Here is a 22,778-nt window from a genome sequence, read left to right as displayed (position 1 = left end):
GCCCGGGTCGGAGTCCGCGCTGAGCCAACAGTTTTAGAAGTAGAGCCCAGGCGTGCCGAAGAAGGAGTTCAGCGACTTGGTCAAGGCGATGACCTTTGCGCGCTGCGCGGGTGTCAAGCCGGTGTCGGGCATCGCGATCAGCTGCTTGAGGTCTCCCACTTGAGTCGCGTAGATCGAGCCGTAGAGCACCAGATTCGCCACAGCGTGCGTCCAATAGGCGCCGCGATCGGCGTCCGATGCCGAGGCCCCCCGGATGCTCAGCGAACTTCTTGGGACCAGAGTGGATGTCGTGGCTGCATCGCTGCTTCGCGGTGAGGTTTCCTCGAGCGCACTGGCTGACGCGGTGGCCGTGTGACCCGGTCAGAGGATGAGCGGTTCACGGATATCCTCGACGCGATTCAGCGATGCCAGGACTATGCGTCGCACTTGCGCTCCAACGACCACAAGCGATGGCGTACGACGCTCTTTTGCGCAACCTGGCTGTTATCGGTGAGGCCGTGCGGTCGCTGCCCGTCGAGACTCGAAGGACGATGCCTGACGTGCCGTGGGCTGCGATCGCGGGCTTGCGGAACATCGTCGTGCACGAGTACTTCCGCGTGAATCCCGACGCCATCCTCGACATCGTCGACAACCAACTCGTTCAGCTGGCCGGCGCAATCCGCAACCGATGAGGTAGAACGCGAGACCCGCTGGACTCGCGTGGTCGACTGGCGGCGGTTCGACGCAAACGGTTGTCTTCGAGTTCACCGGCCTCCCCCGGATGTGGCAGCCACGCCTGGCTCATCAAGGAGCGGTGCGTCCGATTCGAGGCGCAAGATTGCGCGATAGCCCAGGCTGCCCTCAATGTGTTCATGCATGAGTTGTTCGGCACGTGCGGCGTCCGCGCGCACCACCGCGTCCGCGAGCTCCTCGTGCTCAGCTTGTGTCCGAGCAATGTGTTCGGGGTCGGACCAGCGGGAAGTCAAGGCGACCAGGCGATAGAGATCCATCTTGTCCCAGAGGCCGTCCAAAATCGTGACCAGTGGCAGATTGCCGGCCGCGCGATAGATTGTCCGGTGAAAACGACGATGGACAAGTAGCGCGTCGACATCCGCTGTGCTGGCACGGGGCCGCAACGCCGCTAGTGCAGCCTCGATTTCATCGATGACTGCCTGCGACCGGTGCTGCGCTGCCAGTCCGGCAGCGAATGGGTCGAGCCGCTTCCGCACGGCGTAGAGCCCACGTGCTTCCTCGGCAGATACCGTTGTGACGCGTGCGTCGCGGTGCGTGTCCAACTGGACCAACCCTTCGGAGGCCAGTCGCTTCAGCGCCTCCCGAAGCGGGGTTGTCGAAACCCCGAGTTCGCTCGCCAGCGACTCCTGACCGATGACCGATCCGGGCGGCAACCTACCCCCGAGGATCCTGTCCTTGACCTCGTGATACGCATATTCGCTCTTGCTGAACACTGGGTGCGTTGCCACGCTGCTCTCCTTTATGCGCAGCTCATCGGCCACGCCGTCCCTAAGGACGTAGCCTATAAGTCGATGTGTGTGTATGTCGCCGACCCGTCGAATAAGGTCCACAACCGGGCGAGTTGGGCTGTGATGTCGATTCTTCGCCTGGGCCAAACTCCGGGGACCGCCTCGCACCTCGCCGTGTCCGTATGGACAGGGCTGCACGCAGGGTGGCCTGCCGGCAAACGGTGCGGTCATCGTCGACCTCCGAGCTACGCAATCACCGGGTAGTCGGGCACCTGTCTCAAAGTCGATCACTCCGGACCCTTGACAGGGCGCCGCGGCTGCCCGTACCTTCCTATACATAGCAGCTTATAGCCTATGAATCCGATCGATCGAGCATCATACGGATGTCGCGATGCGGTCGGACCGGGTCGAGCTACTCCGTCGGCATCTCAGGAGATCTTGGGATGCCGTGGACAGCGGTGCGCAAAAGAATCCACTGCAGGTTCGGCATGGTAATGCAACGACGCATTCGGATCCGGACCGACTGTCGCAAGATCCATCGAAGTTCAAGTTCGTCCTCGAGGTGATTGGGCCCAGAGTCCAACGCCGCGTGTCTCTCTAGAAAATTCCATAGGAGATGTATGAACATCTCAGATCGAGGAACCCGGAGGTATCGAATGTCATTACGTAAACTCGCCTCACGCAGAGCGACGCATAGGCGCGCAGTTATAGGGCTGACCGCGGTCTGCTCCGCTGCGCTCGCACTGAGTGCGTGCGGAAGTAGCGGAAGTAGTGGATCAAGCAACGCGGGCGCTTCCGATAACCAGGCATCCAGCGCGTCAGGCGGTCAATCCGGAGTCGACATTGCTGCTGCGAAGAAGGAAGGCAGCGTCCTGATCTATACCGGGTCCGGCCTGGATCAAGTTCGCAGCTGGGGCGCGGCGTTCACCAAGAAATACGGCATCAAGGTCAACGTCGTAGACAAGGGGACTTACCCCGTCTGGACCCAGTGGCAGCAAGAATATCGCGCCGGAAAGCCGACGGCAGATCTGTTCTACCTTTCTGACTCCAGCTTGCTCACCAAGGCCATCACGGATAAGCAGCTGATGAAGTTCACCCCGTCATCATCGGGCGATTATCCGGCAAAGTACACCTCACCTGGATATTTCTACCCTCTCCAGGAAAATCCACTGGCCATCGGATGGAACAGCAGCAAGGTCAGCGCGTCCGATATCGCAAGTATCAAGAAGGAAGGGTACAACGCGCTCGTTAACCCGAAATGGAAGGGCGTCACGTCTGTCGTGACTCCTGCGTCCGGAGGATCGGACTACACGTGGTGGTATTACCTGATGGAAGGGGGCAAAGACAAGTATGGGACGGACTTCATCAAGAAGCTGGCGGCTCTGAACCCCAAGGTCTACACGAGCTCCTTCCCCGGGTATGACGGGTTGGCGGCCGGCGACTACTACATCATCGGAGATGCAAGCACCACAGGATTGAGCACGGAGTATGCAAAAGGTGCCCCAGTTCAGTGGATGTATCCAGACCCCACGCCGGTCTTTACGGTTGCCTCTGCGATCGCGGTCAATGCACCGCACCCCAACGCGGCGAAGCTGTTCCAGGAATGGGCAACCAGCGTCCCGGGTGAGGAAGCATGGTACAGCGGGAGCGCCGTTTCAGATGCCATCCCGATGAACTCTAAGGCCAAGGACCTCTCCAAATTCACGAAGGAATCGTGGTACAAGGCGCCCACGAACCTATATAACCCTCTGGTTAGTGACCTGAAAAACTACACTGCCAAGCAGAACGATCTGATCTCGAGCTGGCAATCGATCATGGGTGGTCAGTGAGCCGACGGTCAGGATTCCGGATGTCTAACAGGCCGTCCTAGCGCGGCATGACCTGACACCGTGAGATCTGTGGGTCACCGCCATCCGCTGGTTGGAGATGCCGCGGATGGCGGCTGGCTCGGAAAATGCAACGGGAAATCGACAGGGACGCAGATTGAATGATCAGTCGGATGTGCGGACACCGGCGGCGCCGGCTCCTTCACCGTAGCGATTCCAACTCCAACTAGGAAGAGGCCTATGCAAACGGCACGTCGCGAGCGAAGTGGAACCTATAAACAACGTCTTGCAGGGCCAAGCGTCACGGTGCTGCCACTGGGCGTTATTCTCGCGCTTCTGGTAGGTCCTCCACTCGTGCTCATGCTGGTCACAGCATTTCGTAATGGGGAGCTTGGCGACCCAGGATCATCGTTCAGCACCAGCATGATGCAAAAGGTCTACACGACCGCAACCTTCCGGCACGCACTGCTTGACACGTTCAAGCTTGCCGTATCGGTCTCGATCCTGGCGACGGCCATCGGGGCAGTACTCGCTTGGCTAGTCAACAGGACGGACGCCCCATTGGCCAAATGGATGGGCCTGTTCGTCATCGCACCACTTTTTGCGTCGCCCTTCCTGGGGGCCGTTGCCTGGCAGATCCTGGGCAGCCCGAACGTGGGTTTGATAAACGAGGCCGTGCGCCTGTTGCCGGGCGTCTCCGGGTCATATCACTTGGTCAATATCAATACCTTGCCCGGCATCATATTCGTTCAAACAGTCTATTATATTCCATATTCTTACCTGTTCATTGTCGGGTCGATTACAAATATGGACCCGGGCCTGGAGGAGGCCTCTGCGATAAATGGAGGCGGGATTTTCCGAACGGCGACAAGGGTCACGTTCCCGATAATCAGGCCGGCGGTCCTCTCGGCACTCTTCTTTATCTTTATCCTTTCTGCAGATGAGTTCGCGATCCCCGATATTCTGAGGCCGGATATCAAGTTCAACCCGCTCTCAGTGGTCGTCTACCAGTTTGCGCAATCGTTCCCGATCAATCTGCCCGGGTCGGCTGCTGCAGGAACGATGCTGTTGATTCTGACCGTGCTCGGTATGATTCTGTACAGTCGGGCCACGCGGGCGTCGAATAGGTTCGTGACGGTTACCGCTCGGGGGTTCCGGCAGCGGAGGATCAGTTTGGGACCGTGGCGGTGGCTGGGCACGATTGTGTGTTGCTTCTACCTTCTGATCGCGATCATCTTGCCTTACGCAAGCCTGTTGTACAGTGCCTTCACCAGATATCTGACACCGAATATTCTGAAAGCGCATTATACGGCCTCACAGGTACAGAGCTTGGTGACGTCTTCTCCCGTGCTGAGCGCAATGAAGAACACAGTTATCGTCGCAGTCATCGCCCCCACGATCTGCGGGCTGCTCGCTTTGTGCATCGGCTACACGACGCGAAGGCTCCGGTATCGAGGCAGTTCGATCCTGACGGCCCTCGGCACGCTGCCGGTAGCGGTCCCGGGCATCGTCTTCGGCACGGGAATGCTGCTGTTCTATATTCACACACCTTTGTACGGCACGATTTCGGTGATCGTTATTGCCTTTATTGCGCTCTATCTGCCCCAGGCATTGCGGGTCACGGAGACGGGACTGTCCCAGATCGACCCGGCGCTGGAAGAATCCTCGGCAGTCTGTGGTGCCAGCATCGGGCAGACACTACTTCGCATCACCGGGCCACTGCTGCGACCGTCTTTGTTGTCCGTGTGGATACTCGTCTTTATCTACGCAACTCGCGAGATCAGTGCAGCAGTCATGTTGTACGGGCCGGACTCAACGGTGCTTTCCGTGATGACATTTAGCTATCTTGCGACCGGAAATACTCAAAATGCGGCAATTATCGGACTTCTCCAGACTCTGATCATGATAGTCGGGATTGTCGTTGCAAGGTTTGTTCTGCGGGTTCGCCTTACGAGTCAAGTGCAGAAGGGCGGGGTGTGATTTCGGGATTCTACCCGGGTCGCATCGGTTGCGATGAGGCCCTGCAGATCGAGCTTCATGCATCATAGATCGTTCAGGAGGAGAACATGGAAGGCCTTGCAGTAGAGAACTTGGTTGTCAAATACGGTAACGTGACAGCGGTGCGTGGCATCTCTTTCGATGTCAAGCCAGGAATGCTGACAACCTTGCTCGGGCCAAGTGGTTGTGGTAAGACAACCACTTTGAGATGCATCGCGGGACTTGAGAAGGCTGATTCCGGCTCAATTTCTTACGATGACACGGTCCTGTCGGGCGAACGCCAGCATGTTCCACCGAACAAGCGGCAGTTCAATATGGTGTTCCAATCGTACGCCATCTGGCCGCATATGTCGGTTTTCGACAACGTCGCCTATAGCCTGCGCATTCGGAAGGAAAATAAGGAGACAACCAAAGAAAAAGTCCGCAAGGCACTGGGGACAGTAGGACTGGCTCAGTTTGAAGACAGATATGGCACGGAACTGAGTGGCGGACAACAGCAGCGTGTTGCGGTGGCGCGAGCGATTGTGTCCAGTCCCAAGCTGCTTTTGTTCGATGAGCCGTTGAGCAACCTGGATGCATCCCTTCGTGAGCAGCTGAGGATCGAAATGGTTGCGATCCAACGGGAGTTGGGCATCACAGCGGTCTATGTCACGCACGATCAGCTCGAAGCCATGTCGATGTCGGACGAGATCATCCTCATGCGGGACGGCGTGATCGAGCAGCAGGGTTCACCGAGCGACCTCTATAAGTCGCCGACGTCGAGCTTCGCCGCCAGCTTTGTCGGTGTCACGAACATGTTGACGGCGCGCCTTCGCGAGGTCGACAGCAGTGGGGTGGCGCGCTTGGAAGGCGACGACGGCGAGGTCATCTATGCATCCGGGGACCAGTTGGGCGGTGTCGCTCCGGGCACTTCCGTGACGGTTTCGATCCGCCCTCACGACATCGGCATCGACGAGCGTCTCTCTGGGGGTGCCAATCACAACCGTTGGCGGGGGACAGTGGAGCGGGCGCTCTATGTGGGGACGCACGTGGATGCCTGGGTGAACGTGTTTTCAAAGTCGGTGCGCATCACCGCATCGCCGCAGGCTGACCTGCGACCAGGGTCGGCGATCGAGTTGTATGCCGATGCCGCGAACGTGGTCGCGTTTGTCGACAAGGAGACCTCGACTGCAGAGCCATCGGAAGTGCGATCCGCCCTTCCGAACCAAGCGTGAAGGACCCAACGGTGAGGAAGCCGGGCGTGTTGTGGTATTCCGGCCCATATAGATCGAGAGGTAAAATTCAGTGAAGATCGTCGAGGTAAAGCCGATCCTGATAGATCGCTACCTGTTTGTTTCTGTCACGACCGACACCGGCATTGTTGGGCTCGGCGAGTCAGGTGTCTGGGGATTTCTCGAAGCCTCGGCAGAGGTAATTCGGAAGTTCGGTGATTACCTCATCGGCAAGGATCCTCTCAAGATTGAACATCATTGGCAATATCTGTACAGAGCGACCCATTTCAAGGGCGCGGTCATCATGGGTGCCCTCAGCGCGATTGATATCGCACTATGGGATATCGCGGGGAAACACCACGGGGTGCCCGTGCATGCTCTGCTCGGCGGCGCGGTCAGAGATCGTGTTCGGGCTTACCATCACACGTTCGGTAGCACGCGCGCGGATATCGTTGAGGCAATTAAAGCGGCGAAAGACGCCGGATTCACTGCGGTCGGACACCTCACACCGTTCTTGGATGAGAGCCGGGACGTCCCCTACTCCGCCACGCACGTTCACAAGATAAGTGACGCGATCGATGCCGTCGGGCAATATCGAGATGCAGTCGGTCACGACGTAGATTTGTGCATCGAGATTCATAGGAGACTGACTCCTGCGGAGGCGGTTGAACTGGGCAACGGCATCGCGCAATTCCGCCCGCTGTTCTACGAAGACCCTGTGATGATGGACAACATCGACGACATGGCATATGTGGCCAACAAGATCGATATTCCCATCGCCACCGGGGAACGTTACACGTCGTTGTGGGACTTTGCGATGCTGTTGCGCAGGGACGGCGCACAATATTTCCGCCCCGACGTCTGTCTTGTTGGCGGCATAACTGGTGCCAAGAAGATAGCGGCGCTGGCGGAAGCACATCATATTGGCATTGTTCCGCACAACCCACTCGGTCCGATATCGACCATCGCATGCACCCACCTGGCCGCTGCTATCCCCAATTTCACGATCCAGGAATATCCGTCTTCGACGTGGTCATCGTTCGTAAACCGTCCGTCGGAGTCGGCTTTGATCAATGGGTCGGCCGAGCATGACGGGCACGGTTATCTTGTTGTGCCGCAGGAGCCGGGATTGGGTGTCAGCCTGAAGGAATCGGCCGCCGAGGAGTGGCCCTACCGCCCGCGTCCGGTCGATGCACGGCTGCACGTGGACGGGTCAGTTGTTGATCAGTAATCGGTCCAGAGCGTTTGAGCTTCGAGTCCTCGTCGGCAAGAAGTTTCACAGGATGAAATGCCCGCAACCAGGGAAGGCGGTGTCGTGATGAAGATAACAAAAGCGACGGTCGAATATTATGAATGGTCGAGGCCACGGCCAATATCAAACGGCCTGCACACCTATGACAATGTGACGCACGGCGTGGTTCGGGTATATACCGATGCCGACGTGGTCGGCATCGGTATATCAGCCGGCCGCATGGGTGAGCGACAGTTCCTGGAAATGTTTTGCGAACGCGTGGTTGGCCTGGATCCGTTGATGTCCGAACATGTGTGGTCAACCCTGCGCGTTCCGAAGCTCTATGGCAGGCGAGGACTCGAGACGCGCGCGATGTCCGCGATCGATTTGGCGTTGTGGGACATCAAGGCAAAGGTGGCCGGCATGCCGCTGTATTCGTTATTGGGGGGATTCCGCACACGGATTCCTGCGTATGTCGCCGGCGGCTACTACGCGGAGGGGAAGTCGGTTGACGACCTCGCCGAAGAGATGAGCAGTTATGTTGCCACCGGTGCGTGTGCGGTCAAGATGAAGGTTGGAGCGGTGCCCCTGAAGGAGGATGTGGAGCGGGTCAAAGCGGTGCGCGCGGCGATCGGTCCAGATGTCAGACTCCTGGTGGATGCCAATTGTGCGTACACCTATTACGATGCCATCCAGTTTGCGCGTCGCATTGAGGAGTACGACATTTTCTGGTTCGAAGAGCCGGTTGACTCCGACGATTACGAGGGCATGAGGAAGATTGCCAATGCGAGCCCGATCACGCTTGCAGCGGGTGAGAACGAATATGGAAAGTTCGGCTTTCGGGATCTGATCGCGACTCAGGCGATCGGTGTGCTTCAGCCCGATGTTCGGTACACCGGCGGGGTGACAGAGTTTATGAAGATCGCGGCGATCGCCCAGAGTCACGGCCTGGATGTGTGCCCGCACGGCGATCAGCAAACTCACCTCAATTTGCTCGCTGCGATTCCTAATGCTCTTATGGTGGAATATTATCCCCGAGAATTCGACCCCATGTGGGGCAAGATCTACAGGGATACGCCGGAGATCAACAGCGATGGCACAGTGACTGCCCCAAGCGTGCCTGGAAACGGATGTGAGCCAAACGACCGGGAATTGAAGAAATTCCGTATCGGATAGGACGACTACTCGCGGCTTTGAGGGTGTGGTTTCGACGACTGACCTCGGCGCGAGGCGAAATCGAGCAGATCTTATTTGTGATGTTGTGGTGGAGGAGAAGATATGGTGCGCATAACGAGTGTCGAAGCATTTGGTGTGGAGATTCCGCTGGATCGGACATTTGAGGGTGGAACTTATCAGGTAGCCAAGAGATGCACGGTAATCACCAGCATACGGACCGATGACAGCGAGATCGTCGGACGGGTGTATAACGGCGACCCGCGCGTTGGAATGTCGGACGTGGTCGGGGTCATCAACTCAGTGCTTGAACCGATGCTCGTAGGCCAGGATCCGTTGCTTCGACAAAAGCTTTGGACAGACATGTCTCATAAGCTTGTCTCGTTCAAGGAGCATGACATCGCAATGCAGGCGCTGGCCGGCGTCGATTGTGCCTTGTGGGACGTGATCGGCAAGCTTGCGGGCATGAGCGTTGCGGAACTATTGGGGGCCTGCCGAAGGAAGGTGCCGTTGATCGCGATCGGCGGCTACTACGAGGCCGGCAAGTCAAATAAGATGCTCGGCGAAGAGATGCAGGAACTTCAGCGCCTGGGTGTGACGGGCTGCAAATTGAAAATCGGCCAGCTGAGCCCGCAAGAGGATGCCGAACGGTTTAGGGCGGCGCGCGAAGGTGCTGGACCCGAGTTTGTGCTGGCCGCCGACGCGAACCGTGCGTGGACAGTTGAGCAAGCAGTCGAATTCGCCCACGCGGTCGAGGATCTGAATATGGCCTGGTTTGAAGAGCCATGCCATTGGTTTGATGACGTAAACTCGATGCGTCGGGTCCGTGAGAAGATTACGCAGCCGGTATGTGCTGGTCAAAGTGAGATTAGCTCGCAGGGCGTGCGACACCTCATCGAGAACAGGGCGATAGACATTCTCAACTTCGATGTGTCTGAGAGTGGAGGTGTATCGCAATGGCGCATGGCAAACACCTTGGCCGAACTCCATGGTCTGGCGGTTGGACACCACGAAGAGTCACAGATTGCGACCCATCTGCTGTGCTCGACACGACGCCCGACATATGTCGAGTGCTTCGCGCCGGACCGAGACCCAGTGTTCTGGCGTCTGCCGAAGTCGGGGCCACGGCTGGTTGATGGATTCTTGGAACTCCCCGATGGAAGTGGTTTTGGGCTAGAACTCGATGAAGACATCATCGAGGAATACAGGGTCTGAGCGTCTCTGGATGCTGTCACTCTGAGTTGAGTCTGTCGCGCGGCCACCGGATGATCGGTGTCATGTTCGGTGGGTCCGCGCGGCAGGTCGATGGGAAACGTGTGTCCGGCCGCGATGAGGCGCGGATTCGATGCGATTGAGGTTGAGACAGAATGCTGTTTGATGGTGCAACGGAATTGCGGGTTTCGGATCCAGGAATCCGAGACCTATTTTCACGCGAGTCGCGTTGGCAAGCATGGCTGGACGTCGAGAGTGCGCTGGCGAGTGCCGAAGCCAAGGTCGGGGTGATACCTGACGAGGCTGCGGTCGAGATTGCCAAGAATGCCACAGTCGATCGGCTTGATCGCGCCAGGATCGACGAGGGTTTGAAGCGGACGGCGCACGCCCTTGTACCGCTGGTGTGGGAGCTATCACGAGTGTGTGGTAGCGACAGTGGACGCTGGGTGCACTGGGGTGCCACGACGGAGAACATCTTGCAGACCGGAGACACACTCCTGGTCAGGCGGGCCAACACAGAAATCAAGGCGCTGCTGCGTCGATGTCTCGAGGCTATGGCGGGCCTCGCGAGCACCGGCGCTGACATGGTGATGGCGGGTAGGAGCCATGGCCAACACGCAGTGCCGATTACGTTTGGATTCAAGGTCGCGGTCTGGATCGACGAGCTGAGCCGTCACGTGGCGCGGATCAGGTCCGTGGAAGACCGGCTGTTTGTCGGAATGCTCGGTGGTGCGGTCGGGACTTTTGCGTCGCTGGGTGATAACGGGCCGGCCGTCCAGGATGCGATGTGCGACGTCCTGGAGCTTTCACCGATGCGGGTGCCGGCAAGAAGCGTGCATGACCACCGGGCGGAGTATCTTTGCGTGCTCGGCCTGCTCGCCGCGACGGGTGGGAAGATTGCGCGCGAAATCTATTCCTTGATGGAGACTGAGGTTGGTGAACTTGAGGAACCGATGCCGCCAGGGACGGTCGGTAGCTCGACGATGCCGCAGAAGCGCAATCCACATCTTTGCCAGGACGTGATTGCCGGAGCGGCCGAGATCCGTTCGCTGGTGCCTTTGGGGTTGGAGGCCATGGCGGTTGAGCACGAGGCTGATCGTTCGCGCAGTCTGGTGTTTGCCGATGCCCTTGAGCGAGCCTGTGTCGGCGTTGGTGACTTGTTGGTGCGCCTGGCAGTGATTCTGGAGGGTCTGAGCGTCGATCCGGAAAGGATGCGGCGGAACCTGGACGTGTCGCACGGCTTGATCCTCTCGGAGGCGATCATGCTACGGCTCGGTGAGCACGTCGGTAGGCAACGGGCGCATGACCTGGTCTATGAGGCTGCTCAGGAATGTGCGACGACCGGTGCGGATTTCAAGTCGGCGTTGATGAAGGTAGGCGAGTTGACTCGGTACATCAGTACTGAGGATTTGGATGACCTGTTCGATCCTACCGCCTACGTCGGTGAGTCGCCGCGAATTGCACGGAGCGCTGTGGATCAGGTGCAGGCCATGTTTAGCCAGGGCTCCGAGTAAGGATTGATTAGCGATCACCGCGGCCGTGGCCGGGTGCCGATCCTACGCCGCGATCGGGCAATGGACCGCGCACCTCGGGCAAGTCCACCTTGCTCGAAATTTCATGAGGCTGCCGCGTGATGTCGTTCCCGGCCTGATCGCCGACCCCTGATCTCGATTTGCCTTCTGGGTGTGGCAGTCCGCCGCGACGTCACTCGCGGCGGTATGACGCACTGGCAATGGGGAATCCGAGCGGTCCGCTACCAGTACCCGTCATGCGGTAAGGGTGCGACAACCTGACCCTCGGCATTGCCCGTGCCCGTCAGGATTGCCTTACACGTGTTCGTCACGCGACGAGATGCGGCTCATCGTGCGCCGGGGAACGACCCCGTCCCGGGGCGGCGCAGGTGCGGTTCGACGACGTGGATGATTACCGGCTGGCCGCCTTTGCCAGCACACGGCTCGTGGACAACCAGGAACCTGAGCTGCGGCACCGGCGGCGGGCACGGTGCGAGGACCGGATCTGGATCGCCAAAGACACCGGCTACGGAACTTGCCGCTGAACGGCCTTGTCGCCAACCAGCCCTGGTGCGCCACCGTGATGCTCGCTGCCGACCTGATCGCCTGGACCCAAGTCATCGGGTTCGACCCGGCGCATGAAGCGAGCCTGTGGGAACCGAAGAACTTCGCCTGCGCGCGTTCACCATCCCGGCTGCTATCGCCTGGCACAGTCGCCGGATCCTGTTACACATCAAGCACACCGCCGCCGACGCTGACTCGTGAGCTCAACGCCTGGAAACGCCTCCACAACGCAGTACAGTACCTGCAGCGACCGCGCCGGGCTGAGTACCAGGCCATCATCCCGAGATCCCTGCACCACCACCGGACCTGTGGAACCAAGGACCTCACACGGCAGCCTCACGAAAGATCGACGCTAGGTAGTCCTGGCGTTCCATCAGGTCTGAGCCCGTTGAGTATCCCCAAGCAAGATGGCTAGGATCCTCATTAATCATGTGTTCAGTGGAAGGGTAAACAGACGTGTCCGTCGGACCGCGCAAAACACCTATGCGTAAGGCGGCCAAATCGCCGATTGGTCAGCCACCGGTGGCCGCGAGCGCGAAGTGGCGGGACTTCTCGATTGTGGTCCTCGCGCCAGTTGTGGTGCCAGGATTACTGCTTGGAGTTGGAAGGGCGCATGGCGGGAGCCATGTCGCATTTACTTTGGGTGATGTCGCATTCGGATTTGTCGCGGTCGCATTTGCGGGTATTGCCCGAGCGGTTGTATCGAAAGCGGAGGCGTGGGAGGTATTCACGGTTCTTGCAGCCGTAACGATCGCGGCACAAGTAGGCGTTGCATCCTTCGTTGACTCGGTTGATGCAACCAACGGTCTCGTCAATTTGATCACTTTGTCGAACGACCTAGAAACCGTAAATGGTCGTACGGCAATCGTTGCTTCCGCCAACAATGTTGTCGCGCTTGAGCCATCAATCTGGCAGTGGTCTTGGTGTCTCATCTTCGGCGCCTTCCTGATCACTCTAACGTCCATTTACATAAAGGGAGGAAAATGAACATAATCGAGAGGCGACCGGTGATGTTCATATTAATGGCGGTCGCGTCCTTAGGCGCTTTAGCGATCGCGTTCGCCGCCACCATTTCATCTTGGAATACAGCAGTGCAGCCCGTGATCATCGGCGTAGTTGCTTCCGTATTGACTTCCGTGGCAATCGGATTCGCTCGTTTGCTAACTTTGCGGAAGGCCATTCCGCTCAGGTTGGCCACGACAGGGCAGAGAGAGGCAGGGAAAACCGTTTTCGCGAACCTCCTTTTTGACCACTTGATGAATTCAGGTGAACATCTATATAGTTTCACACCCGAATCGCGTAGCGCCATTGCGGTCTACCAGGCCGTCCGTGGGATGGCGGTGGAAGATTGGCCGCCAGCGACCGTCAAGGGTTCAGTAATCCAGTATGACGGGCAAATAAGACTTAGTTCTAGATCCTTCATCAATGTGGAGATCGGAGACTCGGCTGGCGAGCACTGGATTGCTCTGGATGCCCGCTCCGCGCGCGCCGAAGAGGCGGATTATGTTGCGTGGGTTCTTTCGGCGCAAGTGATTGCCCACGTCGTCAGCGTCGAAACCCTTCGGCCGCAACCAGGGGCCCTCGGGTCTCAACGCGATCAGCTTGCGGCTGATGCAGAAGATTTAAGGCTCATCGGAAGGTTGATGAAAAGTGCGGGCGGAGAGAGAAAGCGACAGCCAACTCTGCTCGTAGTGTTGTCCAAGGCGGATCTGATAATGGAGGGCTCACATGCCGCGCGTGAGGAGTTTTCCGAGCGGTTGGAGAAGGTCCTGTATCGCGTGTTTTCCGCGAATCAACTGATTGATGATCCATCCGTTCGCGCGATCGTAGACCCAGCGAACCTCGACTTCTCCAAGCTGTATCGCTTTTCTCGAGAGGTTGAGGGTGCATTTGCCGAATTGTACTTCACCTTCTCATCTATTGAGAGCCTCATTAGTGACCAGCGCGCGGAGATTGGCCGACGCATCGAACTCATCACTGTGCTCATTGATTCGGCGAGGAGATACGCCAGAAGCGGGGGACTCAGGGCGCGATAATTCGAAGACCTGCCGATGGTCGGACGGTATCTGTGCATCAACAGTCTCCCGGTAAACTGCCGAAGCTGGAAGGCGTCTGTGTCTGTCGGTCCGGACTACCAGGCGAGGAACGAGGCCGCCGCTAGGCCGCCGACATCGTCGCTTGCTGGAATGCCAACACGACGGTGGTCTGTCGTGGACCCGGCCGAGTAACGTGCTTCGTCGGTCGCCTGCGTCCGGGCTTGGTCGACTGCGCCCTCTGCGACAGGTGGCAGTGATCAGCCGACTAGGCGTGCGTGCGATCTTGACCGGTCTTGTTTGGCAGGGCTCAGATTGACGGGCTTCCGATCGAAGGGCGGGGTCTATCTGGGCGGTAGGCAGCACGTTTTTGGACACGCCCTAACTGGGCGGAGTGACGCGACTGTCGGTGCTCGACGATTTGATGTCGGCCATGAGATTGATGCCCGCGAGTCCATCGCCAGTCCGGATCGATGGTGAGGCAGGATGGGCACATGCTGCCCGGTGACTCCCTGGACTTGCGGAAGGCCAGGGGAGCGTTCTACACACCGGACCCCATCGCACGATTCATCACCGGTTGGGCGATCCGTGACGCCAACGACGACGTGCTGGAGCCGTCGTGTGGTGAGGCGGTGTTTTTGCATGCTGCTGGCGGGGGGCGGCACCGGGGACGGCTCGCCGGCGTCGAGCTGCATCCCGCGACCGCCATCGAGGCGGAGAAGTCTCTCCGGGCGGGTGGCGTCGTTGCCGACATACACGCCGGCGACTTCTTCCTGCATGAAGAGTTCGGGGCGTACGACGCTGTCGTCGGCAACCCACCATACGTTCGCTACCAAGGCTGGACGGGCGATGCGCGTGCCAAATCGCGGGCGGCAGCCCTCCGGGCGGGTGTCAACCTGACCAGGCTCGCGTCCTCCTGGGCCGCGTTCACAATTCACGCTGCCCTGCATCTGAAGCAAGGTGGGCGACTCGGACTCGTGTTGCCGGCGGAGCTGCTGGCCGTCAACTATGCGGCACCGGTGCGCCGTTTCCTGTTGGAGCACTTCGCCGATGTCACGCTCGTCCTGTTCGAGGAACGTGTTTTTCCGGGTGTCGATGTGGAGGCTGTCCTGCTCCTGACCGATGGCTACGACCCGTCTGGCCGCTCCGGCACCGACCACATGAACGTGCACCAGGTGCGCGATGCGGGCGGACTGACCGACCTCGCCGATGCTCGCCGTTGGACACCGCCGGCTGACGGGGGGCGCTGGTCCGCCGGGTTGTTGTCCCGTGACGGCTACGACGCCTACACCAAGGTCGTCTTCAGCCCGAAGTTCACGACGCTGAACACCTGGGGTGAAACCACCCTGGGCATGGTGACGGGTAACAACCGCTTCTTCGCGCTGTCTCCGGCCAAGGTGGCAGAGCTCGGTCTGCGCGATGACGACCTGCTCCGACTGTCTCCACCTGGTTCCCGGCACTTGCGCGGGCTTTCATTGACTTCGAGTGCGATCGACGGGTTGGGCGCCGACGGGCGGGCGACGTACTTGTTCCGCCCGAGCGGGGAGCCGAGCAAGGCCGCGACGTCATACATCCTCAGCGGCGAGGACCTCGACGTGCAGGAGGCGTACAAGTGCCGGGTACGGTCGCCGTGGTGGCGAGTGCCGTATCTTCGGCCAGCCGACCTCTTCCTGACCTATATGAATGCGGACACACCGCGAATCTGTAGTAATAGAGCGCGTGTTCACCATCTCAATTCCGTTCATGGGATCTACCTTCAGGACGGGTTGAAGAAGCTCGGGACGAGTCTGCTGCCTGTCGCCTCACTGAACAGCGTCACGCTGCTCGGTGCCGAGACCGTAGGCAGGTCATATGGGGGAGGGATGCTGAAGATCGAGCCTCGCGAGGCTGACGCGTTACCGGTGCCGTCGCCGGCATTGGTCGAAAAGCACGGCGATGTACTTGCACGAATTCGCCCAGCAATCACCGCGATGTTGCAGGCAGGGCGACTGCTCGACGCGGTTGCGATTGTTGATGACGTGCTGCTGACGAACGGCATCAGGATGAGCAACAAGTCGCTCAGAGCGATCCGTGCGGACCATGCCGAGCTGACTGCTCGCAGAGTTGCTCGTGGCAAAGGAAAGTGAGACATGGCCGACAAGAAGCCGACCGCGCGTGCACAAGCCTGGCCGCTCTTTGACGCCGTGGTCGCGAACGCCGCTGCCAGTCAAGGAAATCCGTGGGAAGACGGCGTCTTCCATCCCGATTTCAGCACGTTGCGTACGTTGCTCGCCGTTCCGCTGCACCTCGGAGCCGAGACACGCACCGGCGTCCCTGCGCTTGCGCTCGACGTCTGGACGGCTTACGAGTTGCGACGCGCCGGCCTGGACGCAGACGCAGTTTGGCCACGGGCCGAGCCGCCACGTGCCGTGAGCAAGGACGTGCTCGACTTCATCGGCAGTGTCTCGCCCGCGGCTCTTCGGAAGCAGCTGATGGCAAAGCTGCTGAGCGGATCCAGTGGCGTTGGTCGGGCCTCGGCAAACATCCTCGGCAAGAACTACCTGAAGCAGGTCGATGTCATCGTCTCCGGCTGGCAGACCGGGCCCGAGTTGCTGATCTCGACGAAGCGGATGGACTCTTCGTTCGGCAAGAACGCTGCCAATCGCGTCGAGGAGTCGTATGGCGACGCCAAGAACCTCGCACTGCGTCACCCGCTGGCCGCACTCGGCTTCCTTTACGCGTTGCGATCGACGGCATACGAGCAGGAGCGACGCCAGTTCGAGTGGATCGTCGACCTGCTCATCAAACTGGGCCGCGAAGATGACGCGTACGACGCGTGCTGTCTTGTGGTGCCGGAATGGACGGGTGAGGACTCGCCGGGTGACCCGTTGCAGTCCGACGAGCCCGCACCGATTGAACCCGATGACACGCAGGCGGAAGCGGTCGATGAGGAGTTCCCCGTCGATGATGTCGGTTCGGCCCTCGCCGCGTTGCCCGTGGTGACCCTGCGTGACGATTTGGTGCCGCACGAACTGAGCCCCGCACGATTCTTCACGGTCCTGCTCAACCGGGTCCTCGACTCGACGCCAGTGACGTTGCACGAGCGGGCGAGGCAGCTACGCGATGGGGGAGGGATCACTCACTCGTGCTCGGGGTAGCGGACACCTGCACTTGGATGGTTACCTCCTGAGACGGAAGGTCCTCGACCGTAAGTGTCCCTGGGTGCAGCTCGAACGTCTTGGCTTGGCAGCCGGCCCTGGTGCTGATCACGGTGACGTTGTACGGGTCAGCACCTGTCCCGCTACCACTGTTGACGATCACTGGCACGCGGCCGGCGAGAGCGCACTTGGCGAGGTCGAGGTCTTTCCAGAGGGGCGCTGCCGACGTCTTGCCCACGAGGTAGCCCAGTGTCGGCGATGGCGTGGAGGTCTCTGGTGCTGAGGTGAGCGACAACTGGAACCCGAGTGCGCCGACTGCGGCACCGACCGCAAGCACAACAGAGAGAGTGGATGTCTTGTCGAAGGAGTTGGACACCGCGTAGAACTCAGCTTGGCTGAGGTAAGACTCCGCGGACAACGTATATACATCTAATCGATCGTGCGCTTGCTTAAGCCACTCTGTGATCTTGCCTTGCTCAGCGCTGCCTCCGGTGTTCGAGAGCTTGCTTTGCAGGTTTTCGATAAGAATCACTGTGTTGTCGTAGTTCTGGAGAAACTCTCGATACGTCTTGCAGTCAGAGGGGAGTCGTTTCTCCGGATCTGCGTCAAGGTCCGTCTCCAGATCTTTCGGGATCGTCCTGAGGGTCAGTCTTCGCGGAGCAAGCAGTCGCGCGAATCGGCTGATGAGGAGTACAAGCGCAAAGATTCCGCACAAGCCGAACACCCCGGCCACCAGCAGCTGTGTTCGGTCATCGGTCCATGACAAGGATGGGCGGCTCACAATCGGGCCCGCTCCGAAAACCAGAGCCCCTGCGGCCGCGAGGCTGACGGTGAGCCACTTTGCCGCGGCACGGGTATCGGCCGTCGCCGTTGCCCACCGGTCCGGTGGAGTCACGGTGCTCGCAGCACCATCGTCGGCCGTGGGCTCAAGACTCATCCTCGGGCTCCTGGCTAACCTCATCCAGCTGTAGGTCGCGGACCGTATGCATTCTCACTGTCGGAGCCGTGACCGAGGAGATCTCTTGCACCCAGTTCCTACCACCGAGACAAACCCAATAGATACCACCGAACTTCATGATGTCGCCTGGTTTTCCAGATTGGTCGGGTGGGTCGCTCGTCATGGTGGATCCACCTTTCTCGAAGGCGTAAGCCGCTGCGGTACTTCCGGTGAGAATCAATTGAACACCGAGTGTGTTGTGTGGTGTCAAGGTATTTCGGCTTTGTCGTTTTCGAGGAAATTTTCCCGCGGTGGAGGATGGGCACATAACTACGACCACCGATATCCGGCTGGCGGCATATCCCTGCTCCAAACTACGTCGGGGACTGGGTGTTGGCCCTGATCGCGCGTCCCTCGAGCTGTGGCGCCCGTCGGGTTCTACTCGACGACCGTGACCGTGATCCGCTGCCGGTGCAGTGCGGCGTCGGGCGACTCCCACGGTCGAGCCTGCACCAGGTCCACAGTGGCGGTCCCGGGACGCCGGCCGGTCAGGGTCACCGTCTCCGGTGCGCTCATACCCACCGCCCGGCGAGTGTCGGCCCCATCGAAGCCGCGCTGCCAGGTGGCGTCGACGGCGTCGGAGTCCCGGTGGTCGGTCCATCGGTAACCGGCGGTGCCCAGGCCGGGCAGCCGGACCGAAGCCGACTGCCCGACCCGGAGAGTGAGTTGCTCCGGGACGTCCACCCCTCCATCATCGCGGTCGCTCATCGATCAGGTCACCTGGAACCAGTTGGCCCACCCGGACGAGCCATCCCACCAGGTGCTGTAAACCAGGCCGTCGGTGCCGGTCGTGAACAGGTCGATGTGGTTCTGCGTGCGCGAGATGCACGCAACCTGACCGCCTTTCGTGCTCACCCCGCCGGAGACCACGAACCAATTGGCCCACCCGGTCGACCCGTCCCACCACGCGCTGTAGACCCGGTTGTCGGTGCCGACCACGAACAGGTCCAGGTGTGTTGCGTACCGCGCCAGCACGGTGACGTCCGATCCTGGTGAAGCGACGCCGCCGCTCACCTGGAACCAACTGTTCGCCCAGCCGCCCTGGTCGTTCCACCAGGTCGACATGATCCGGCCGGAGGTGTCGGTCGTGAACAGGTCCAGGTTTCCGGTCGCCCGCGAGACCACCGACACCCGCGCCCCTGCACCACAGGTCACGCCCGGTAGCGGGAACCAGCTCGACCACCCGGACGACGCGTCCCACCAGCAGGAGTAGACCCGGTTGTCGGTCCCGACGGTGAAAACGTCCAGATGATTGGTGAATCGGGACACCGCCGTGACCGGCGACCCCGCAGCCGCGACGCCACCGGCGAGCTGGAACCACCCGTTCGCCCACCCCGACGACGCATCCCACCAGGTCGACATCGTCTTGCCGGTGCTGTCGGTCGTGAAGAGGTCCAGATGGTCCGCATACCGGCTAACCACCTCGACGCTCGACCCGGGTCGCGCGGTCAGGCCCGGGATCACGAACCACGCCGCCCAGCCGGACGCCGCGTCCCACCAACACGAATAGACCCGGTTGTCGGTCCCGACCGTGAACAGGTCCAGGTGGTTGGGGTTCCGCGACACCGAGGTCACCGGTGATCCTTCGCCACCCGGCGACGCGACACCACCGCTGACCCAGAACCATTGGCCCCAGCCGGCGGACGCGTCCCACCAGGTGCTGACCGTCTTGCCGTCCGGCCCGACCTCGAACAGGTCCAGATGCTGCGGATTGCGCGCCACGACACTCATCGGGGTCGTCGCCCGGCCCGACTGGGTGAGCGGGATCAGCGGTGAGGTGACGGTGCCGTCGATGCCCCACATCTCCGCGTCGATCCCCGCGCTGCCGTACGCGATCCGGAAGAAGCCGTTCTCACCCCAGCCCGACCCCCACGAGTTCTTCGCGATCCAGCATCCCTGGCTGTCGTCATACCCGACGATGCACACGCAGTGCCCACCGACCGCGTTGCCGCTGGTGGACGCGTTGTAGGTGTAGACCCCGCCGGCGTAGTGGTAGTAAAAGTCCTCGTAGACGGTGAAGCAGGTGGTCATCGGCCCGGTCGAGGAGATGAACTGCTTCATCGCGGCGATCGAGTTCCGGGTGGTGCTCGAGGTGAACTTGGTCAGCTTCGTCGCCCAGTCGGGGCACAGGTTGCACGGCTGATCCGCCGCCGTGTAGGGGAAGCAGGATTCGTCGACGATGCCGTCCGCCATACAGGCAAAGGCCTGATCCGGCCACCAGCCGCCACCGGGGCAGTGACCGGCCCCGTGCCCCGGGCCGTAACAGAAGAACAACTGCGCCTCGGACAGGTCGACGCCCAGGCCGGGGTTGTGCGCGCGGATGCGCACCATCGACTCCAGCACGGCGATCGCGCCGAACGCGACGCACGAACCGCAGCCACCCTGGTCCCTGATCGGGGTGACGAAGTCGCCACCGGCGTTGCGCCAGTCGAAGGCGGTCGGCAGGCCGGCGGGAGCCTCGGCTCCCGCGCGGCGCGCTGCGGCGGCGGCCTGTCGCTCCGCGAGCGAGGTCACACCCTCCGGAGGCACGGCCCCGAGGCGGGACTGTGCCTGCAGCAGCGAGTGCCCGGAGTTCTCCGTGACTCCGGGCGTCCAGGGCAACCCGAGTTCGCGGACCTGGGCTTGCAACTGGGATAGTTCGATGGCCATCTCCGGCCTCCTTGTGCTGAAGGGTCCGGGACGGACTCTTTGTCCAACAGGAGTTGTGCTGGAGACTCGCTGATACGCCACGAGATCGACGGGCAACGACGCGGGCCGCGCTGCTGCTCCTGCACGGCACCTGCGCCGACGTGACGGCCGAGTCCAAGACGGACCGCGTGACCCCGATCGTCATGACGACGCAAAGCCTGACGGTTACGCGTCTCGTGGCCCGTGCCGCATCAGCCCCTCCAGCCCACCGGGAAGGGTTTGTGCCAGCTCGGCCGAGAACTCACCGTCGACAAGGATGAATGCCACCCGGGCGGTGGTGTCGCCGCGGTTGGCCCACGCATGAACGGTGCCGCGTTGCACGACGATGTCCCCCGGGTGCAGGGTCACCTCCGCGTCGTCGAGCAGCAGGGTGATCTCGCCGGTCAGCACGATGCCGTAGTCGACCGAGGCGGTGCGGTGCACAGGCGACTGTCGGCCGTGTTCGTCGAGATGACCGGGCAGGAACTCGTTGATCCGGATGCGGGTGCCGCGTTCCGGTGGCGGCACTGTCAGGTCACGCTCGGTCGGCTCGGGTTCGGCGGCTATCAGCAGTGCGGGCGTGGCGCGCGTTGACCAGACCTCATGGAAGGCGACACCGTCGTCCGAGAGTTCGCGGCTCACCGGCACCGGCCCGTCCGACAGGACGACGGACACTCCCTCCGGCGTGTGCCCGGTGACGACGCGCCGGGGGCGGGAGAAGCGTGAGGCGGCTCGCGTTTCGCTCATGCGTGGCAGGGGATCGGGCCGCCGTGCAGCGCCACCATGTCCGGCCACACGTCCGGGACTGTGAGCCGGTGATCCAGGGGGTTGCCGTCGAGTTCGGACCAGGCGCGGTGCAGGTTGCCGGCCAGTCGCTCAGACTCCTGCCACGTCGCGAATTCGGTGTCCTGGTTGGCTTGTGCGGTGGCGAGCGGGCTGGATCCGGCGGCGTGGCCGCGCCGGGCGATCACGGAGACCCACTCGGCATACCCTCCGAGCCGGTCGAGCACCGCACCGACCTCGGCGCCTCGCAGCACAGGTCCGTGGCCCGGCACGACGATGGCGGGGTCGAGATCGCGAATCAGCTGCAGCGCCAACGGGAAGCCCTGCAGCGAGCCTTCGAGCAAGAACGGCTGTCCGCCGACGAAGAGGACGTCACCAGAGAACAACACGCGTTCACCGGGCAGCCACACCACGGTGTCGTTACTGGTGTGTGCGGGTCCCGGATGGATCAGCTCGACCCGCCGGTCGCCGAGGTGCAGCGTCATCCGGTCGGTGTAGGTCACCTCGGGAGGGCGGACACGGACATTGCCATACGTCGGCTGGGTGACCACGCGGGTTGCCTCCAGCCCGGCGGCGAGCATCTCCTGCCGGCACCGCTCGTGCCCCACCACCAGGGTGGACTCGGGCAGGAAGCAGTTGCCATAGGTGTGGTCGGGGTGGTGATGGGTGTTCACCAGGTACGCCGCGCTCGCCGCGTTCGCCGCCTCGAGACTGCCGAGCAGCTTCTCGGTCCGGGCCTGTGTCGCGAGGGTGTCGACGACGAGCACGGTGCCTGCGCCGTCGTCGACCCAGCCGGCATTGTTGATCATCCAGCTGCCGTCCGGCTGGACATAGGCGAAGACTCCGTCGGCGACCTGCTCGACGTACGGGTCGGGGGACTTCCAGGGCATGGCGCTCCTTCGTACCGGTGGTGTGGAACCAGTCCACCCCAGCGACGCCGCGGCGAAAAGAAGGTGCGCCATAACCAGCGCTGAT

At 61.0% G+C, this 22,778-nt stretch carries 19 protein-coding genes and 1 pseudogene; 13 read left to right on the top strand and 7 right to left on the bottom strand.

Translation table 11 applies throughout. The features are described 5' to 3' along the window. Positions 1-33 precede the first annotated feature (33 nt). Entirely contained in the window at positions 34-201 is a 168-nt protein-coding gene (locus tag FHU39_RS09420; protein WP_183320105.1) for a hypothetical protein, read from the bottom strand. Between the two features lie 248 nt (positions 202-449). On the opposite strand from FHU39_RS09420, the gene FHU39_RS09415 reads away from it, so the two are divergent. Next, positions 450-671 (top strand): HepT-like ribonuclease domain-containing protein, encoded by a 222-nt coding sequence (locus FHU39_RS09415; protein ID WP_183320104.1) that lies wholly within the window; start codon positions 450-452, stop codon positions 669-671. Positions 672-743: 72 nt separating this feature from the next. Here the strand turns inward: FHU39_RS09415 and FHU39_RS09410 are convergent, their stop codons facing one another. Next, the gene (locus tag FHU39_RS09410) at positions 744-1,460 is read right to left on the bottom strand and encodes a GntR family transcriptional regulator (protein WP_343065798.1); all 717 of its coding nucleotides are present in this window, start codon (positions 1,458-1,460) and stop codon (positions 744-746) included. A 656-nt stretch (positions 1,461-2,116) separates the two neighbouring features. Here FHU39_RS09410 and FHU39_RS09405 point away from each other — a divergent pair. The 12 genes and pseudogenes from FHU39_RS09405 to FHU39_RS09350 all read left to right on the top strand — a co-directional run bounded on the left by FHU39_RS09405 (position 2,117) and on the right by FHU39_RS09350 (position 17,356). Then, the gene (locus FHU39_RS09405) at positions 2,117-3,289 is read left to right on the top strand and encodes an ABC transporter substrate-binding protein (protein WP_221185201.1); all 1,173 of its coding nucleotides are present in this window, start codon (positions 2,117-2,119) and stop codon (positions 3,287-3,289) included. Between the two features lie 357 nt (positions 3,290-3,646). Beyond that, positions 3,647-5,266 carry an ABC transporter permease gene (locus FHU39_RS09400; protein ID WP_183320101.1) on the top strand — a complete coding sequence of 540 codons (1,620 nt, stop codon included), beginning with the start codon at positions 3,647-3,649 and terminating at the stop codon, positions 5,264-5,266. Positions 5,267-5,352: 86 nt separating this feature from the next. Next, a complete protein-coding gene (locus FHU39_RS09395) occupies positions 5,353-6,498 on the top strand; it encodes an ABC transporter ATP-binding protein (protein ID WP_183320100.1) in 1,146 nt (381 codons plus the stop codon). 70 nt (positions 6,499-6,568) lie between these two features. Further along, entirely contained in the window at positions 6,569-7,726 is a 1,158-nt protein-coding gene (locus FHU39_RS09390; RefSeq protein ID WP_183320099.1) for an enolase C-terminal domain-like protein, read from the top strand. 57 nt (positions 7,727-7,783) lie between these two features. Then, on the top strand, positions 7,784-8,902 hold the full coding sequence (locus FHU39_RS09385) for a mandelate racemase/muconate lactonizing enzyme family protein (RefSeq protein WP_183320098.1): 1,119 nt from the start codon (positions 7,784-7,786) through the stop codon (positions 8,900-8,902). A 135-nt stretch (positions 8,903-9,037) separates the two neighbouring features. Next, entirely contained in the window at positions 9,038-10,114 is a 1,077-nt protein-coding gene (locus FHU39_RS09380) for an enolase C-terminal domain-like protein (RefSeq protein WP_183320097.1), read from the top strand. A 152-nt stretch (positions 10,115-10,266) separates the two neighbouring features. Beyond that, positions 10,267-11,625: a class-II fumarase/aspartase family protein gene (locus FHU39_RS09375; RefSeq protein ID WP_183320096.1), complete on the top strand. Its 1,359-nt coding sequence runs from the start codon at positions 10,267-10,269 to the stop codon at positions 11,623-11,625. A 337-nt stretch (positions 11,626-11,962) separates the two neighbouring features. Next, positions 11,963-12,378, top strand: a pseudogene (locus FHU39_RS25215) (transposase); the annotation flags it as partial. A 264-nt stretch (positions 12,379-12,642) separates the two neighbouring features. Beyond that, the gene (locus tag FHU39_RS09365) at positions 12,643-13,173 is read left to right on the top strand and encodes a hypothetical protein (protein ID WP_183320094.1); all 531 of its coding nucleotides are present in this window, start codon (positions 12,643-12,645) and stop codon (positions 13,171-13,173) included. Continuing rightward, positions 13,170-14,222 carry a TRAFAC clade GTPase domain-containing protein gene (locus FHU39_RS09360; RefSeq protein ID WP_183320093.1) on the top strand — a complete coding sequence of 351 codons (1,053 nt, stop codon included), beginning with the start codon at positions 13,170-13,172 and terminating at the stop codon, positions 14,220-14,222. The genes FHU39_RS09365 and FHU39_RS09360 overlap by 4 nt, the downstream gene beginning before the upstream one ends. Positions 14,223-14,713: 491 nt before the next feature. After that, positions 14,714-16,345, top strand: coding sequence for an N-6 DNA methylase (locus FHU39_RS09355; RefSeq protein WP_183320092.1), 1,632 nt, complete (start codon positions 14,714-14,716; stop codon positions 16,343-16,345). 3 nt (positions 16,346-16,348) lie between these two features. Further along, positions 16,349-17,356, top strand: coding sequence for a hypothetical protein (locus FHU39_RS09350; protein WP_183320091.1), 1,008 nt, complete (start codon positions 16,349-16,351; stop codon positions 17,354-17,356). On the opposite strand, the gene FHU39_RS09345 is transcribed toward FHU39_RS09350, so the two are convergent. The 5 genes from FHU39_RS09345 to FHU39_RS09325 all read right to left on the bottom strand — a co-directional run bounded on the left by FHU39_RS09345 (position 17,334) and on the right by FHU39_RS09325 (position 22,693). Continuing rightward, positions 17,334-18,293 (bottom strand): hypothetical protein, encoded by a 960-nt coding sequence (locus tag FHU39_RS09345; protein WP_183320090.1) that lies wholly within the window; start codon positions 18,291-18,293, stop codon positions 17,334-17,336. The two genes, FHU39_RS09350 and FHU39_RS09345, sit on opposite strands and share 23 nt — an antisense overlap. Positions 18,294-18,731: 438 nt before the next feature. Continuing rightward, positions 18,732-19,061, bottom strand: coding sequence for a protease inhibitor I42 family protein (locus tag FHU39_RS09340; protein ID WP_183320089.1), 330 nt, complete (start codon positions 19,059-19,061; stop codon positions 18,732-18,734). A gap of 3 nt (positions 19,062-19,064) precedes the next feature. Next, on the bottom strand, positions 19,065-21,002 hold the full coding sequence (locus tag FHU39_RS09335) for a C1 family peptidase (protein WP_183320088.1): 1,938 nt from the start codon (positions 21,000-21,002) through the stop codon (positions 19,065-19,067). 204 nt (positions 21,003-21,206) lie between these two features. Beyond that, a complete protein-coding gene (locus FHU39_RS09330) occupies positions 21,207-21,767 on the bottom strand; it encodes a cupin domain-containing protein (RefSeq protein ID WP_183320087.1) in 561 nt (186 codons plus the stop codon). Beyond that, complete coding sequence (locus tag FHU39_RS09325; RefSeq protein ID WP_183320086.1) at positions 21,764-22,693, bottom strand: MBL fold metallo-hydrolase; 930 nt, start codon at positions 22,691-22,693, stop codon at positions 21,764-21,766. Before FHU39_RS09325 ends, FHU39_RS09330 begins: the two co-directional genes overlap by 4 nt. Positions 22,694-22,778 lie beyond the last annotated feature (85 nt).

The sequence above is a fragment of the Flexivirga oryzae genome (assembly GCF_014190805.1).
GTDB lineage: Bacteria > Actinomycetota > Actinomycetes > Actinomycetales > Dermatophilaceae > Flexivirga > Flexivirga oryzae.
This window is presented reverse-complemented; position numbering and strand designations above follow the sequence as displayed.

Excerpts from the sequence above, each read along its gene's own strand:
- FHU39_RS09415 (WP_183320104.1), top strand. The coding sequence starts at position 450 with ATGGCGTACGACGCTCTTTTGCGCAACCTGGCTGTTATCGGTGAGGCC.
- FHU39_RS09405 (WP_221185201.1), top strand. The coding sequence starts at position 2,117 with ATGTCATTACGTAAACTCGCCTCACGCAGAGCGACGCATAGGCGCGCA.
- FHU39_RS09400 (WP_183320101.1), top strand. The coding sequence starts at position 3,647 with ATGCTGGTCACAGCATTTCGTAATGGGGAGCTTGGCGACCCAGGATCA.
- FHU39_RS09395 (WP_183320100.1), top strand. The coding sequence starts at position 5,353 with ATGGAAGGCCTTGCAGTAGAGAACTTGGTTGTCAAATACGGTAACGTG.
- FHU39_RS09385 (WP_183320098.1), top strand. The coding sequence starts at position 7,784 with ATGCCCGCAACCAGGGAAGGCGGTGTCGTGATGAAGATAACAAAAGCG.
- FHU39_RS09375 (WP_183320096.1), top strand. The coding sequence starts at position 10,267 with ATGCTGTTTGATGGTGCAACGGAATTGCGGGTTTCGGATCCAGGAATC.
- FHU39_RS09360 (WP_183320093.1), top strand. The coding sequence starts at position 13,170 with ATGAACATAATCGAGAGGCGACCGGTGATGTTCATATTAATGGCGGTC.
- FHU39_RS09355 (WP_183320092.1), top strand. The coding sequence starts at position 14,714 with ATGCTGCCCGGTGACTCCCTGGACTTGCGGAAGGCCAGGGGAGCGTTC.
- FHU39_RS09350 (WP_183320091.1), top strand. The coding sequence starts at position 16,349 with ATGGCCGACAAGAAGCCGACCGCGCGTGCACAAGCCTGGCCGCTCTTT.
- FHU39_RS09345 (WP_183320090.1), bottom strand. The coding sequence starts at position 18,293 with ATGAGTCTTGAGCCCACGGCCGACGATGGTGCTGCGAGCACCGTGACT.
- FHU39_RS09340 (WP_183320089.1), bottom strand. The coding sequence starts at position 19,061 with ATGAGCGACCGCGATGATGGAGGGGTGGACGTCCCGGAGCAACTCACT.
- FHU39_RS09335 (WP_183320088.1), bottom strand. The coding sequence starts at position 21,002 with ATGGCCATCGAACTATCCCAGTTGCAAGCCCAGGTCCGCGAACTCGGG.
- FHU39_RS09330 (WP_183320087.1), bottom strand. The coding sequence starts at position 21,767 with ATGAGCGAAACGCGAGCCGCCTCACGCTTCTCCCGCCCCCGGCGCGTC.
- FHU39_RS09325 (WP_183320086.1), bottom strand. The coding sequence starts at position 22,693 with ATGCCCTGGAAGTCCCCCGACCCGTACGTCGAGCAGGTCGCCGACGGA.